The organism is Hydrogenophaga pseudoflava, assembly GCF_004353865.1.
In the GTDB taxonomy this organism is placed as follows: Bacteria; Pseudomonadota; Gammaproteobacteria; order Burkholderiales; family Burkholderiaceae_C; genus Hydrogenophaga; species Hydrogenophaga pseudoflava.
Genome location: NZ_CP037867.1, coordinates 228,191 through 241,348 on the forward strand (window position 1 = coordinate 228,191; position 13,158 = coordinate 241,348).

The 13,158-nt window shown below is 68.1% G+C and carries 14 protein-coding genes; 11 read left to right on the top strand and 3 right to left on the bottom strand.

Annotation, left to right across the window (positions count from 1 at the left end):
* The first annotated feature begins 10 nt into the window (after positions 1–10).
* The 11 genes from HPF_RS01105 to HPF_RS01155 all read left to right on the top strand — a co-directional run bounded on the left by HPF_RS01105 (position 11) and on the right by HPF_RS01155 (position 8,317).
* Complete coding sequence (locus tag HPF_RS01105) at positions 11–1,471, top strand: ammonium transporter (protein ID WP_133155503.1); 1,461 nt, start codon at positions 11–13, stop codon at positions 1,469–1,471.
* Between the two features lie 141 nt (positions 1,472–1,612).
* A complete protein-coding gene (locus HPF_RS01110) occupies positions 1,613–1,840 on the top strand; it encodes a hypothetical protein (protein WP_079366439.1) in 228 nt (75 codons plus the stop codon).
* 70 nt (positions 1,841–1,910) lie between these two features.
* Positions 1,911–3,047, top strand: coding sequence for a glycolate oxidase subunit GlcE (gene glcE, locus HPF_RS01115; protein ID WP_424955185.1), 1,137 nt, complete (start codon positions 1,911–1,913; stop codon positions 3,045–3,047).
* Between the two features lie 7 nt (positions 3,048–3,054).
* Positions 3,055–4,287, top strand: coding sequence for a glycolate oxidase subunit GlcF (gene glcF, locus HPF_RS01120; RefSeq protein WP_133155505.1), 1,233 nt, complete (start codon positions 3,055–3,057; stop codon positions 4,285–4,287).
* Positions 4,284–4,649, top strand: a complete 366-nt coding sequence (locus HPF_RS01125) for a CidA/LrgA family protein (RefSeq protein WP_079366442.1) — start codon at positions 4,284–4,286, stop codon at positions 4,647–4,649. Before glcF ends, HPF_RS01125 begins: the two co-directional genes overlap by 4 nt.
* Positions 4,639–5,412, top strand: a complete 774-nt coding sequence (locus HPF_RS01130; protein ID WP_207959282.1) for an LrgB family protein — start codon at positions 4,639–4,641, stop codon at positions 5,410–5,412. Before HPF_RS01125 ends, HPF_RS01130 begins: the two co-directional genes overlap by 11 nt.
* 190 nt (positions 5,413–5,602) lie before the next feature.
* Entirely contained in the window at positions 5,603–6,022 is a 420-nt protein-coding gene (locus HPF_RS01135) for a DUF3597 domain-containing protein (RefSeq protein ID WP_133155506.1), read from the top strand.
* A gap of 96 nt (positions 6,023–6,118) precedes the next feature.
* Complete coding sequence (locus HPF_RS01140) at positions 6,119–6,496, top strand: VOC family protein (RefSeq protein WP_133155507.1); 378 nt, start codon at positions 6,119–6,121, stop codon at positions 6,494–6,496.
* A complete protein-coding gene (locus HPF_RS01145) occupies positions 6,493–6,984 on the top strand; it encodes an EVE domain-containing protein (protein WP_079366446.1) in 492 nt (163 codons plus the stop codon). The genes HPF_RS01140 and HPF_RS01145 overlap by 4 nt, the downstream gene beginning before the upstream one ends.
* Before the next feature lie 25 nt (positions 6,985–7,009).
* Positions 7,010–7,615 carry a DUF6151 family protein gene (locus HPF_RS01150; protein WP_079366447.1) on the top strand — a complete coding sequence of 202 codons (606 nt, stop codon included), beginning with the start codon at positions 7,010–7,012 and terminating at the stop codon, positions 7,613–7,615.
* Between the two features lie 9 nt (positions 7,616–7,624).
* Positions 7,625–8,317 (top strand): helix-turn-helix transcriptional regulator, encoded by a 693-nt coding sequence (locus HPF_RS01155; protein ID WP_133155508.1) that lies wholly within the window; start codon positions 7,625–7,627, stop codon positions 8,315–8,317.
* On the opposite strand, the gene HPF_RS01160 is transcribed toward HPF_RS01155, so the two are convergent.
* Genes HPF_RS01160 through HPF_RS01170 form a run of 3 tightly spaced genes read right to left on the bottom strand, consistent with a single transcriptional unit; the run spans position 8,318 to position 13,087 of the window.
* Positions 8,318–9,856 (bottom strand): SpoVR family protein, encoded by a 1,539-nt coding sequence (locus HPF_RS01160; RefSeq protein WP_133155509.1) that lies wholly within the window; start codon positions 9,854–9,856, stop codon positions 8,318–8,320.
* Complete coding sequence (locus HPF_RS01165; protein ID WP_207959284.1) at positions 9,853–11,133, bottom strand: YeaH/YhbH family protein; 1,281 nt, start codon at positions 11,131–11,133, stop codon at positions 9,853–9,855. The genes HPF_RS01160 and HPF_RS01165 overlap by 4 nt, the downstream gene beginning before the upstream one ends.
* A 31-nt stretch (positions 11,134–11,164) precedes the next feature.
* On the bottom strand, positions 11,165–13,087 hold the full coding sequence (locus tag HPF_RS01170; RefSeq protein ID WP_066152405.1) for a PrkA family serine protein kinase: 1,923 nt from the start codon (positions 13,085–13,087) through the stop codon (positions 11,165–11,167).
* Between the last annotated feature and the right edge of the window lie 71 nt (positions 13,088–13,158).

Genomic DNA, 13,158 nt, shown 5'->3' on the forward strand with positions numbered 1-13,158 from the left:
GAGCACCCAAATGAAAAAACTGATCGCTTCCCTGCTCCTGGGGGCAGGCCTTATGTTCGGCGGGTTCTCCGCCATGGCCCAGGACGCCGCCAAGCCGGCCGATGCACCGGCCGCCACCGCACCCGCCGCCGATGCCGCGGCTGCTCCCGCAGCGGCCCCTGCTGCCGACGCTGCAGCACCCGCTGCCGCCGAGGCCGCACCGGCTGCGGCAGAAGCTGCGCCCGCCGAAGCCGTGAAGGAAACGGTGGACAAGGGCGACGTGACCTGGATGATGATCGCCACCATCCTCGTGCTGCTGATGGTCGTGCCCGGCCTGGCCCTGTTCTACGGCGGCCTGGTGCGCAGCAAGAACATGCTGTCCGTGCTGATGCAGGTCATGGTCGTGTTCTCGCTGATCGCCGTGCTGTGGGCCGTCTACGGCTACAGCGTCGCCTTCGGCGGCGAGGGCCTGATCTACGGCAACTTCGACAAGCTGTTCCTCAAGGGCGTCACCACCGACTCGCTGGCGGCCACCTTCACGGCCGGCGTGATGATCCCCGAGTTCATCTTCATCGCCTTCCAGTGCACCTTCGCGGGCATCACCTGCGCGCTGATCGTCGGCTCCTTCGCCGAGCGCATCAAGTTCGGTTCCGTGCTGCTGTTCTGCGCCATCTGGTTCACCTTCAGCTACCTGCCGATCGCCCACATGGTCTGGGGCGCGGGCGGCTACCTGTTCGACAAGGGCGCGCTGGACTTCGCCGGCGGCACCGTGGTGCACATCAACGCCGCCATGGCCGGCCTGGTGGGTGCCTATGTCCTGGGCAAGCGCATCGGCTACGGCAAGGAAGCCATGGCCCCGCACAGCCTGACCCTGACCATGGTCGGCGCCTCGCTGCTGTGGGTGGGCTGGTTCGGTTTCAACGCCGGCTCCAACCTGGAAGCCAACGGTGGCACCACCCTGGCCTTCATCAACACCCTGATGGCCACCGCCGCCGCCGTGCTGGCCTGGTGCGTGGGTGAGGCCCTGGCCAAGGGCAAGGCCTCGATGCTGGGCGCCGCCTCCGGTGCCGTCTCCGGCCTGGTGGCCATCACCCCGGCCTGCGGCACCGTCGGTGTCATGGGCGCCATCATCATCGGCCTGGTCGCCGGCTTCCTGTGCCTGTGGGGCGTGACCGGCCTGAAGAAGATGCTCGGTGCCGACGACTCGCTGGACGTGTTCGGCGTGCACGGCGTCGGCGGCATCGTCGGTGCCCTGCTGACCGGCGTGTTCTCCGCCGGCTCGCTGGGCGGCGTCAAGGGCGACGACTTCTCCATCGCCAGCCAGCTGCTGATCCAGGCCGAAGGCGTGGTCATCACCATCGTGTGGTCCTCCATCGTCGCCTTCATCGCCTACAAGATCGTCGACCTGACCATGGGCCTGCGCGTGACCGAAGAGCAGGAACGCGAAGGTCTGGACATCAGCTCGCACGGCGAAACCGCCTACAACCGCTGATCCGACCCCTGATTGCCTCCTTTGGATGTTCGACCCGCGCGCCGCAAGGCCGCGGGTCTTTTTTCGCCTGGTGAATGCATCACAGACAGGGCCTGGAGCGGGCGCGAGCATGCGCGCTGTCACGCACTTCAGGAGGAACCTATGTCTGCACAACCGATGTCGCTGTTCGCCGTGCTCGCACTCACCCTGGGCGTCGCGCTCCAGGCGGCAGCGGCCAGCCCGCCCGCCAAGACCGAGCGCCGCCCGCCGGCCCGCGTCAGCTTCATCGACGCGCCGTCCAGCGAAACACCCGCCGCGCGCGAGAAACGCCTGAAGCGCGAGTGCCGCGGCCGGCCCAACGCCGGCGCCTGCCTGGGGCACACGCGCTGACCGCGGGCCGGCTCCGATTGCAGCCGGCCGTGCAAAAAATTCAAAGGCCCTTGCAAGGCCCGCCGCTACCATGGCGGCCATGCAGAACAGCCTCACGAACGACACCCCGCATGCGCTGATCGACCAGGTTCGCGCCGCCGTCGCTGCCCGCACGCCGCTGCGCATCCGGGGCGGCGACACCAAGGCCTTCCACGGCGAACCGGTGAGCGGTCAGACACTGGACACGCGCGCTTTCAGCGGCATCGTCGCGCACGAACCCAGCGAGCTGGTGATCACCGTGCGTGCCGGCACGCCGCTGGCCGAGGTCGAGGCGGCCCTGGCCGAGAAGGGGCAGCACCTGCCGTTCGACCCGCCGCATTTCGGTGCCGGTTCGACCATCGGTGGCGCCGTTGCCGCCGGTCTCGCCGGCCCGGCCCGCGCCACCGCAGGTGGTGTGCGCGACTACGTGCTGGGCGCCCAGTTCATCAACGGCCAGGCCGAGTGGCTCACCTTCGGCGGCCAGGTGATGAAGAACGTGGCCGGTTACGACATCAGCCGCGCGCTCGCCGGCTCCATGGGCACACTGGGCGTGATCACCCACCTTTCGCTCAAGGTGCTGCCAGTGGCCCCGGCCGAGGCCACGCTGGTGTTCAAAATGGGCCAGCACGACGCGCTGGAGCAGCTGCACCGCTGGGGCGGCCAGCCGCTGCCGCTCAATGCCTCCTGCTGGGTGAAGGACGACACCGCACCCGATGCGCCCGAGCTGCTGTTCGTGCGCCTGCGCGGTGCGGCGGCCGCGGTGGAGGCCGCCAGCGAGCGACTGGCGCGCGAAGCCGGCGGCCAGAGCATGGACAACGCCCAGGCCGGGCCCGACTGGGCCGCCTGCCGCGACCAGACCCTGCCGTTCTTCAACGCACCGTCGCCGGACCTGTGCCTGTGGCGCCTGTCGCTGCCGCAGACCGCGCCGGTGCTGGAGCTGCCGTTTGCGCAGCTGATCGAGTGGCAGGGTGCGCAGCGCTGGCTCTGGGCGCCGGCCCTGGCGGCCACGCCGATCCGTGCGGCCGCGGCCAGGATGCAGGGCCACGCGACCCTGTTTCGCGCCGGCGCCGACGGCGCGCCGGGCGTGCGCCGTTTCGATGCCGAAAACCCGGCGCTGCAGGCCATCACGAAGCGCCTGCGCGAGGCGTTCGACCCGCTGGGCCTCTTCAACCAGAACAAGATGGGCTGAACCCACGATGCAAACCAACCTCGCCCCCGAATTCAAAGGCACGCCCGACGGCATTGCCGCCGAGGCCATCCTGCGCAAGTGCGTGCACTGCGGCTTCTGCACCGCCACCTGCCCGACCTACCAGCTGCTGGGCGACGAGCTGGACGGTCCGCGCGGCCGCATCTACCTGATGAAGCAGGTGTTCGAAGGCGCCGAGCCGACACGCGCCACGCAGCTGCACCTGGACCGGTGTCTCACCTGCCGCAACTGCGAGAGCACCTGCCCCAGCGGCGTGGACTACGGCCATCTGGTGGACATCGGCCGCAAGGTGGTGGATGCCAAGGTGCCGCGTCCGGCCGGTGAAAAGGCGGTGCGCTGGCTGCTCAAGGAAGGCCTGACCTCGCCCGCTTTCGGCCCCGCCATGAAGCTGGGCCAGCTGGTGCGTGGTCTGCTGCCCGAGACCCTGAAGAACAAGGTGCCCGCCAGGCAGGACGCGGGGCGCTGGCCGGCCGCCACGCACGCACGCAAGGTGCTGATGCTGGCGGGCTGCGTGCAGCCGGCCATGATGCCCAACATCAACAGCGCCACCGCGCGCGTGCTGGATGCCGCCGACATCCAGACCGTGGTGGCGCCCGAGGCGGGCTGCTGCGGCGCGGTGAAGTTCCACCTGAACGACCAGGACGGTGGCATGGCGCAGATGCGCGCCAACATCGACGCCTGGTGGCCGCATGTCGAGCAGGGCGTGGAGGCGATCGTGATGAACGCCTCGGGCTGCGGCGTGACGGTCAAGGAATACGGCCACATCCTGCAGCACGACAGCGCCTATGCCGCCAAGGCCGCGCGCATCAGCGAACTGACCCAAGACCTGAGCGAACTGCTGCCCGCGTTGGTACCGGTGTTGAAACCGAAGCTGGCGAAGCAGCCCGACGCAAAGCAGGTCATTGGTTTTCATCCCCCTTGCACCCTGCAGCACGGTCAGAAGCTCAAGGGCGGCGTCGAAACCCACCTGGCCGCGCTGGGGTTCACGGTGCAGGTGGCGAAGAACGAAGCCCACCTGTGCTGCGGCTCGGCGGGCACCTACTCGGTGCTCAACCCCGAACTGTCTTACCAGCTGCGCGACCGCAAGCTGGGTCACCTGGGCGAGCTGCAGCCGGCCGTGATTGCCAGCGCCAACATCGGCTGCATCACCCACCTGCAGAGCGGCACCGCCACGCCGGTGCGGCACTGGATCGAGCTGCTCGACGAGGCCCTGCAACCGTGATCCCAGCCCTTGCCACCCTGCTGGTGTTTCAGTTGGTGGGCGAGGCGCTGGTGCGCACCCTGGCTGTGCCGGTGCCCGGTCCGGTGGTGGGCATGGCCGGGCTGCTGATCACGCTGGTGTACAAGCCCGCCTGGCTGGCCGCGCTCAAACCCACCACCGCCACCCTGCTGCAGCACCTCTCGCTGCTGTTCGTGCCCGCGGGCGTGGGTGTGATGCTGCACCTGCAGCGCCTGGGCCAGGAGGCGCTGGCCATCGGCGTGGCGCTGGTGCTGAGCACCTGGATCGGCCTGGCCAGCGCGGCCCTGACCATGGCTTGGCTGATGAAGCGCGTGGCGCCGCCGGACGAGGCCCATGAGCACTGAAGCCCCGCTGACCCAGGTGGCCGCCGGCAGCGCCATCGGCGGCCGGCTGGTGGACGTCTGGGTCTACCTCTCGACCACGCCCTTGCTGGGGCTGGCGGTCACGCTGCTGGTCTACCAGGGCGCCTTCATGCTCTACCGACGCAGCGGTTTCCACCCGCTGGCCAACCCGGTGGCGCTGGCGGTGATTGCGCTCGGCTCGCTGCTCTGGGTCACCGGCACGCCCTACGCCACCTACTTTGAGGGCGCGCAGTTCGTGCACTTCCTGCTCGGCCCCGCCACGGTGGCGCTGGCGGTGCCGCTGTACGAACAGCTGCCGCGCCTCAAGCGCCTGTGGCTGCCCATGCTGGGCGCACTGGTGGTGGGCACGCTGGCGGCCACGGTCAGCGCCATCGGCATCGGCTGGGCGCTGGGGGCGAGCAAGGCCACCATCGCCTCGCTGGCTCCCAAGTCGGTCACGGCGCCGGTGGCCATGGGCATCGCCGAAAAGATCGGCGGGCTGCCCACGCTGACGGCGGTGCTGGTGGTCTGCACCGGCATCCTGGGGGCGGCCAGCGCGCGCGGCCTGTTCGACCTGCTGCGCATCACCGACCCGACGGTGCGCGGCTTCGCGCTGGGCACGGCGGCGCACGGCATCGGCACCGCGCGCGCCTTTCTGGTGAGCGAAGAAATGGGCGCCTTCGCCGGCCTGGCCATGGGGCTGTCCGCGCTGTTCAGCGCGGTGGCGCTGCCGCTGGTGGCGGGCTGGCTGCTGCGCTGGCTCTGAGCGGCGGCTTGTGCCGCATCCGTGGCGCCCGCGGCACAGGCGCGGGCACTGCCTCACGGTGCCGCCGCGCACCGGGCGCGCCCGACAAATTGTCATGTTTTGGTGGCACACAGGCCGTTATGCTGTCCGACCGGAGCCGACCGCGTCCGGCCCGGCAATTCCCTTCATTCGACGCCCCAGGAGCAGCAGCATGGGTTTCTTCAGCAACATCCTCGAAAAACTCGGCATGAAGGACGCGGCCGCCGCGCCGGTCATCATTCCGCCCGCCGCCGCAGCGCCCGCACCCGCTCCGGCCGCCGCACCCGCCGCGGCCCCTGCGGCACCGGCCGCGCCCGTGGTCAACCCCATCGCCATGGTGGACGTGATGGCCCTGCTCGCCGAGAAGGCCGCCAAGCACCCCGAAAAGCTCAACTGGAAGACCTCCATCGTCGACCTGCTCAAGCTGCTGGGCCTGGACAGCAGCCTGGCCGCGCGCAAGGAACTGGCCAAGGAGCTGTACTGCCCCGACGAGCTGATGGCCGACTCGGCCAAGATGAACATGTGGCTGCACAAGAACGTGCTGGGCCACATCGCGGCCAACGGCGGCAACATCCCGCAAGAGCTGCTCTGATGCGTTGATGCAACCGCTGACAGCCTGCTGCCACAGCGCTGTCAGCAGGGGGTCCGCAGACTCCGGGTTCTGTTCAACCACCCCCTGGAGTCTTTCATGGCACACGCCCTCAACTGGTTCGAGATCCCCGTCGCCGACATGGACCGCGCCGTGCGCTTCTACGAGGCGCTCACCCGCCAGTCCCTCAAGCGCGAAGCCTTTGGCGGCCCCGGCCAGGAGCTGGCCGTGTTCCCCGGCGACCGCGAAGCCGATGTGCGCGGCGCGCTGTTCAAGAGCCCGGCCATGCAGCCTGCCGCACAGGGCACGCTGGTCTACCTCAACGCCGGTGAAACCCTCGAACCCTGGCTCTCGCGCATCGAAGCCGCCGGCGGTCGCCTGGCGCTTTCCAAGGTGACTTTGCCTGACGGCATGGGCTGTTTCGCCCACATCATCGACAGCGAAGGCAACCGCGTGGGCATTCACGCGCTGGCATGAACGCCGCCACCACCCTACAGCCCCGGTGCTGGATCGCGGTGGCCTGCGCCGAACACGCGCAGCGCGGCCGCGACCATGCGCCGGTGGGGTTCATGCAGGTCTGCCACGGCAAGGGTGGGCCACTGCGGCGGCTGGCACCTGGCGACGTGGTCGCCTACTACGCGCCCTCGACCACGATGGGCGGCAAGGACCGCCTGCAGAGCTTTGTCAGCCTGGGCATGGTGGAGGCGCGCCCGCCCTACCAGGCCGACATGGGCAACGGCTTCGTACCGTTCCGACGCGATGTCCGTTACGTGGCGGCCGAGCCGGCGCCCATTGCACCGTTGCTCGATGAGCTGGACTTCGTGGACGACCGCCGCCACTGGGGCCAGAAGTTCCGCTACGGCCTGTTCGAGGTGTCGGCGAAGGACATGGCGCTGATTGCACACGCGATGCGCGCCGAGCCGCAGGCGTTGGGGCTTGCGCCTGTCGAGATGACCACACAATAGATGCCCATCTGTTCAGGGAGCCCCCATGATCGCCGAGACCCATCCCCTGCGCTGCCGTTGCGGCGCGCTGCAAGGCCAGATCGAACGGGGTGGACCGACCAGTCGCATGGTGTGCTACTGCAAAGACTGTCAGGCCTTCGCTCGCTACCTCGGTCCGGCGGGGCGCGTGCTGGATGCGCAGGGCGGTTCGGACGTGGTGCAGCTGGCGCCGCACCGCATCCGGTTCATCCAGGGCATCGAACACCTCTCGGTGATGCGCCTGTCGTCCAAGGGGATGCTGCGCTGGTACGCCGCGTGTTGCCGCACCCCGGTGGGCAACACCATGAGCAGCCGCAACATGCCGTTCACCGGCCTGCTCGTGCAGTGTCTGGACAGCGCGCCGCTGGAGGCGGCCTTCGGGCCTGTGCTGGCAAGTACCAACACGCAGAGCGCACTGGGCAACCCCAAGCCGCGGGCATTCGGCCTCCCCAGAGCCTTGGCGCGCATCCTGCGGATCGTCGCAGGCAGTCGGCTGTCGGGGACATACAAGGCCAACCCGTTCTTTGACGCCACAGGCCTCCCGGTGGTCGAACCCACCGTGCTGACTGCGGAGGAGCGCACCCGACTGGACATGGTGTCGACCACGGTCTGACGTCCTGCCATGCGCCGCGCCGACCGACTCTTTGCCCTGGTCCAGCTGATCCGTGGCCGCCGACTGTCCACCGCCGCCTGGCTGGCCGAGCGTCTCGAGGTCTCGGTGCGCACGGTCTACCGCGATGTGGCCGACCTGCAGGCGCAGGGCGTGCCCATCGAGGGCGAGGCGGGCGTGGGCTACAGGCTCGGCAAAGGCTTCGAGCTGCCGCCGCTGATGTTCACCGTCGACGAAGCGCGGGCCCTGGCGCTGGCCACCCGGCTGGCGCAGCAGTGGCTGGACCCGGCAATGGCGCTGGCCGCGTCGGACGCCATGTCGCGCGTGCTCTCGGTCCTGCCCGCCAGAGTGCGGGCCGAGGTGGAGCGCCAGCCTTTGCTGATCGCTCCGGTGGGGCTGGAGCCCGCGCTGGGTCAGCGCCTGCAGGCGCTGCGCGAGGCGGCGCAGGCGCGCCACCGGGTGACGCTGCGCTATGTGGACCAGGGTGAACGCCGCACCGAGCGGCAGGTGCGGCCGCTGGGCTGCTTCTACTGGGGCCGGGTCTGGACGCTGGCGGCCTGGTGCGAGCAGCGCCAGGATTTCCGCAACTTCCGGCTCGACCGCATGGAGGCGGTGCAGGTGGACGCGTCGGTGTTCCCGGTCGAGCCGGGCCGGACGCTGGCCGACCTGCTGCGCCGCGAGACCGGACACAGCACCTGGCGCTGATCAGGCCCGCACCGGCACCTCGCGGCGCCGGGTGACCTCGCCCTTGCTGTTGACGCTCTCCAGCTGCACGCCAAAGCCCCACAGCCGGGCCACGTGCTTGAGCACCTCGCCCGCGCTCTCGTGCAGCGGCCGGTCGTTGTGCTGGGTGTGGCGCAGCGTGAGCGAGCGGTCGCCGCGCAGGTTGACGTCCCAGACCTGGATGTTGGGCTCGCGCGAGCCCAGGTCGTACTGGCGGGCGAGCGTCTCGCGCACGCGCCGGTAGCCCGTCTCGTCGTGAATGGCGCTGACCTCCAGCGTGTCCTGCTGGTCGTCGTCGACCAGGGCGAACAGGCGGAACTCGCGCATCAGCCGGGGGCTGAGGTACTGGCCAATGAAGCTCTCGTCCTTGAAGTTGCGCATGGCGTGGTCCAGCGCGGGCAGCCAGGGCGTGCCCGCCAGTTCGGGGAACCACTGCCGGTCCTCGTCGGTGGGCGCGTCGCAGATGCGTTTGATGTCGGTGTACATCGCAAAGCCCAGGGCGTAGGGGTTGAGGCCGCTGTAGCGGCGGTCGCCGACGCCGGGCTGGAAGATCACGTTGGTGTGCGACTTGATCCACTCCATCATCACGCCGTCGGTCAGGAAGCCGTTGTCGTACATCTCGCTGAGCAGGCGGTGGTGCCAGAAGGTGGCCCAGCCCTCGTTCATCACCTGCGTCTGGCGCTGCGGATAGAAGTACTGGGCGATCTTGCGCACGATGCGCACCACCTCGCGCTGCCAGGGCTCCAGCAGCGGCGCGTTCTTCTCGATGAAGTACAGGATGTTCTCTTCCGGCTCGGCCGGAAAGCGCTTGACGGCCAGGGCGTCGCCCTCGGCCTCGGCGCGCCGCGGCAGCGTGCGCCACAGCTCGTTGACCTGCTGCTGGGCATAGGCCTCGCGGTCCTTGCGCTCGGCCAGTTCCTGCGCCAGCGACTTGCGGCTGGGCCGGCGGTAGCGGTCCACGCCGTGGTTCTGCAGCGCGTGGCAGGAGTCCAGCAGGTCCTCCACCGCGTCGATGCCGTGCCGTTCCTCGCACTCGGCGATGTAGTTCCGTGCGTAGACCAGGTAGTCGATGATCGCGCTCGCATCGGTCCACATGCGGAACAGGTAGTTGCCCTTGAAGAAGCTGTTGTGGCCGTAGGCGGCGTGGGCGATCACCAGCGCCTGCATCGCCATCGTGTTCTCCTCCATCAGGTAGGCGATGCAGGGGTCGCTGTTGATGACGATCTCGTAGGCCAGCCCCATGTGGCCGCGCTTGTAGTTCTTCTCGGTGAGGATGAACTCCTTGCCGAAGCGCCAGTGGCGGTAGTTGACCGGCATGCCCACGCTGGCGTAGGCGTCCATCATCTGCTCGGCCGTGATCACCTCCAGCTGGTTGGCGTAGGTGTCCAGGCCGAAGCGGCGCGCGGTGCGTTCGATCACCTCGTGGTAGCGCTCGATCAGCTCGAAGGTCCAGTCGCTGGGGCCGGGCAAGGGTCCGGACGGCCGTGGCAGCATCGGCAGGGGGTGCTGGAGACCGCTCATGCCGGCGCTCCTTCCTTGCGGAACAGGTCGCGGAACACCGGGTAGATCTCGGCTGCGGTCGAGACCTTGCGCAGCGCGAAGTTGGGGTGTGCCTGGCTCAGCGCCTCGTAGGCCTGCCACAGGTTCTGCTCTTCCTCGGTGACCTGGATGTAGGCGTAGTAGCGGCAGGCCGGCAGCAGGCGGGTGCTCAGCAGCTCCGCGCACTTGGGCGAATCGTTCATCCAGTTGTCGCCGTCGCTGGCCTGGGCGCCGTAGATGTTCCACTCGCTGGGGTTGTAGCGCGCCTTGATGATGTCGTTCATCAGCTCCAGCGCGCTGGAGACCACGGTGCCACCGGTTTCGCGGGCGTGGAAGAACTCGTCCTCGGTGACCTCCTGGGCCTGGGTGTGGTGGCGGATGAACACCAGGTCGATCTGGTCGTAGTGCCGGGTCAGGAACAGGTAGAGCAGCACGAAGAAGCGCTTGGCCAGGTCCTTGCGCTGCTCGTCCATGGAGCCGGAGACGTCCATCAGGCAGAACATCACGGCGCGGGCGCTGGGCACCGGCACCCGCACATGGCTGCGGAACTTGAGGTCGATCGGGTCGATGTAGGGCAGGCGTTCGATGCGCCAGCGCAGCTGCCTGAGCCGCGCCTCCAGCTCGGCCACCTGGCTGCGGGTCACCGGGTCGTCGCCGTGGCGGCGCAATTCGGCAATGCGCTCTTCCAGCTCGGCGCACTCGCGCCGCACGGCGCCGCCCAGGGCGATGCGCCGGCCGTAGGCGCCGCGCATCGAGCGCACGATGTGCAGGTTGTTGGGCGTGCCGCTGCTGGTGAAGCCGGCGCGCCGGGTCTTGAACTCGGGCACCTGCGCCAGCTGGGTGCGGACCAGGTTGGGCAGGGCCAGGTCGTCGAAGAAGACCTGCATGAACTCTTCGCGGCTGAGGGCAAAAGTGAAGTCGTCTTCCCCCTCGCCGCTGTCGCTGGCCTGGCCGCTTCCGCTGCCCTGTCCGGTGCCGCCCTGGGGCCGCTGGATGCGGTCGCCGGCCAGGTACTCGCGGTTGCCGGTGTGCACCACCTCGCGCTTGCCGCCGGGGCCGTGGCGGAATTCGGGTTCGGACAGGTCGCGCTGCGGGATGTGGACCTCCTCGCCACGTTCGACGTCGCGGATGCCGCGCCCGCTGATGGCGCGCCGAACCGCCTCGCCGATCTGCTCGCGGTAGCGGCGCAGAAAACGCTCCCGGTTGCCGATGGATTTGTTCTTGCCCGCCAGCCGCCGATCGATGATGGACTGCAGCATGGGTGTTCCTGGTGGACGCCGGCCCCCGCGGTCAGCTGGACTTGCGCACGCGCAGGTACCACTCGCACAGCAGGCGCACCTGCTTGGGCGTGTAGCCCTTGGCCACCATGCGGGTGACGAAGTCCTCGTGCTTCTTGGCCTCGTCGGCGCTGGCCTTGGCGTTGAAGCTGATCACCGGCAGCAGTTCCTCGGTGTTGCTGAACATCTTCTTCTCGATCACCGTGCGCAGCTTCTCGTAGCTGGTCCACAGCGGGTTGTGGCCGGCGTTGTTGGCGCGCGCGCGCAGCACGAAGTTGACGATCTCGTTGCGGAAGTCCTTGGGGTTGCTGATGCCCGCGGGCTTCTCGATCTTCTCCAGCTCGGCATTGAGCGACTGGCGGTCGAACACCTCGCCGGTGTCGGTGTCGCGGTACTCGTGGTCCTGGATCCAGTAGTCGGCGTAAGTGACGTAGCGGTCGAAGATGTTCTGGCCGTACTCCGAATAGCTCTCCAGGTAGGCGGTCTGTATCTCCTTGCCGATGAACTCCGCGTAGCGCGGCGCCAGCTGCTCCTTGATGAAGCCGACGTACTTCTGTTCCAGTTCCTGCGGGAACTGCTCGCGCTCGATCTGCTGTTCCAGCACATACATCAGGTGCACCGGGTTGGCGGCCACCTCGGTGGAGTCGAAGTTGAAGACCTTGGAGATGATCTTGAACGCGAAGCGCGTGGAGATGCCGCTCATGCCCTCGTCGACGCCGGCGAAGTCGCGGTACTCCTGGTAGCTCTTGGCGCGCGGGTCGGTGTCCTTGAGGTTCTCGCCGTCGTACACCTGCATCTTGGAGAACAGGGACGAGTTCTCGGGCTCCTTCAGGCGCGTGAGCACCGAGAACTGCGCCATCATCTTGAGCGTGCCCGGCGCGCAGGTGGCCTGCGAGAGCGAGGAGTGGCGGATCAGCTTCTCGTAGATCTTCACCTCCTCGGACACGCGCAGGCAGTAGGGCACCTTGACGATGTAGATGCGGTCGAGGAAGGCCTCGTTGTTCTTGTTGTTGCGGAAGGCCTTCCACTCGCTCTCGTTGCTGTGCGCCAGCACGATGCCGTCGAAGGGAATGGCGCCGAAACCTTCGGTGCCCTTGAAGTTGCCTTCCTGCGTGGCGGTCAGCAGCGGGTGCAGCACCTTGATGGGTGCCTTGAACATCTCCACGAATTCCATCAGGCCCTGGTTGGCCAGGCACAGGCCGCCCGAGTAGCTGTAGGCGTCGGGGTCGTCCTGCGCATAGGTTTCAAGCTTGCGGATGTCGACCTTGCCGACCAGCGAGCTGATGTCCTGGTTGTTCTCGTCGCCCGGCTCGGTCTTGCTCACTGCGATCTGGCGCAGCACCGACGGGTGGCGCTTGACCACGCGGAAGCGCCGGATGTCGCCACCGTATTCCTCCAGCCGCTTGACGGCCCAGGGACTCATGATGCGGTTGAGGTAGCGCCGCGGGATGCCGAACTGCTCTTCCAGCAGGGCCGCGTCTTCCACCGGATCGAACAGCCCCAGTGGCGACTCGTTGACCGGTGAACCCTTGATGGCGTAGAACGGCACCAGTTCCATCAGCTGCTTGAGCCGCTCGGCGATCGAGCTCTTGCCGCCGCCCACCGGCCCCAGCAGATAGAGGATCTGCTTCTTCTCTTCCAGGCCCTGCGCGGCGTGGCGGAAGTAGGACACGACCTGCTCGATCGAGTCCTCCATGCCGTAGAACTCGGCAAAGGCCGGGTAGACCTTGATGACCTTGTTGGCGAACAGGCGCGAGAGCCGCGGGTCGTTGCGCGTGTCGACCATCTGCGGTTCGCCGATGGCCTTGAGCATGCGCTCGGCCACGGTGGCATAGGCCAGAGGGTTGCGCTTGCACTCCGCGAGATAGTCCTCCAGGGACATCTCTTCCTCACGGGTGCGTTCGAAGCGGGCGCTGAAGCTGCTGATCACGTCCATGGCGACCTCCTGTGGAGTTGCAACGTTGGATCACGACGCAGGCCTCAGGTTCACAGAAATTCGGTCGCGTG

Bases quoted from the DNA above. Each gene is read 5' to 3' on its own strand.
- HPF_RS01110 (WP_079366439.1), top strand. From the start codon at position 1,613: ATGTCTGCACAACCGATGTCGCTGTTCGCCGTGCTCGCACTCACCCTG.
- HPF_RS01170 (WP_066152405.1), bottom strand. From the start codon at position 13,087: ATGGACGTGATCAGCAGCTTCAGCGCCCGCTTCGAACGCACCCGTGAG.
- HPF_RS01165 (WP_207959284.1), bottom strand. From the start codon at position 11,133: ATGCTGCAGTCCATCATCGATCGGCGGCTGGCGGGCAAGAACAAATCC.
- HPF_RS01105 (WP_133155503.1), top strand. From the start codon at position 11: ATGAAAAAACTGATCGCTTCCCTGCTCCTGGGGGCAGGCCTTATGTTC.
- HPF_RS01130 (WP_207959282.1), top strand. From the start codon at position 4,639: ATGAGCACTGAAGCCCCGCTGACCCAGGTGGCCGCCGGCAGCGCCATC.
- glcE (WP_424955185.1), top strand. From the start codon at position 1,911: ATGGCGGCCATGCAGAACAGCCTCACGAACGACACCCCGCATGCGCTG.
- HPF_RS01140 (WP_133155507.1), top strand. From the start codon at position 6,119: ATGGCACACGCCCTCAACTGGTTCGAGATCCCCGTCGCCGACATGGAC.
- HPF_RS01145 (WP_079366446.1), top strand. From the start codon at position 6,493: ATGAACGCCGCCACCACCCTACAGCCCCGGTGCTGGATCGCGGTGGCC.
- glcF (WP_133155505.1), top strand. From the start codon at position 3,055: ATGCAAACCAACCTCGCCCCCGAATTCAAAGGCACGCCCGACGGCATT.
- HPF_RS01160 (WP_133155509.1), bottom strand. From the start codon at position 9,856: ATGAGCGGTCTCCAGCACCCCCTGCCGATGCTGCCACGGCCGTCCGGA.
- HPF_RS01150 (WP_079366447.1), top strand. From the start codon at position 7,010: ATGATCGCCGAGACCCATCCCCTGCGCTGCCGTTGCGGCGCGCTGCAA.
- HPF_RS01155 (WP_133155508.1), top strand. From the start codon at position 7,625: ATGCGCCGCGCCGACCGACTCTTTGCCCTGGTCCAGCTGATCCGTGGC.
- HPF_RS01135 (WP_133155506.1), top strand. From the start codon at position 5,603: ATGGGTTTCTTCAGCAACATCCTCGAAAAACTCGGCATGAAGGACGCG.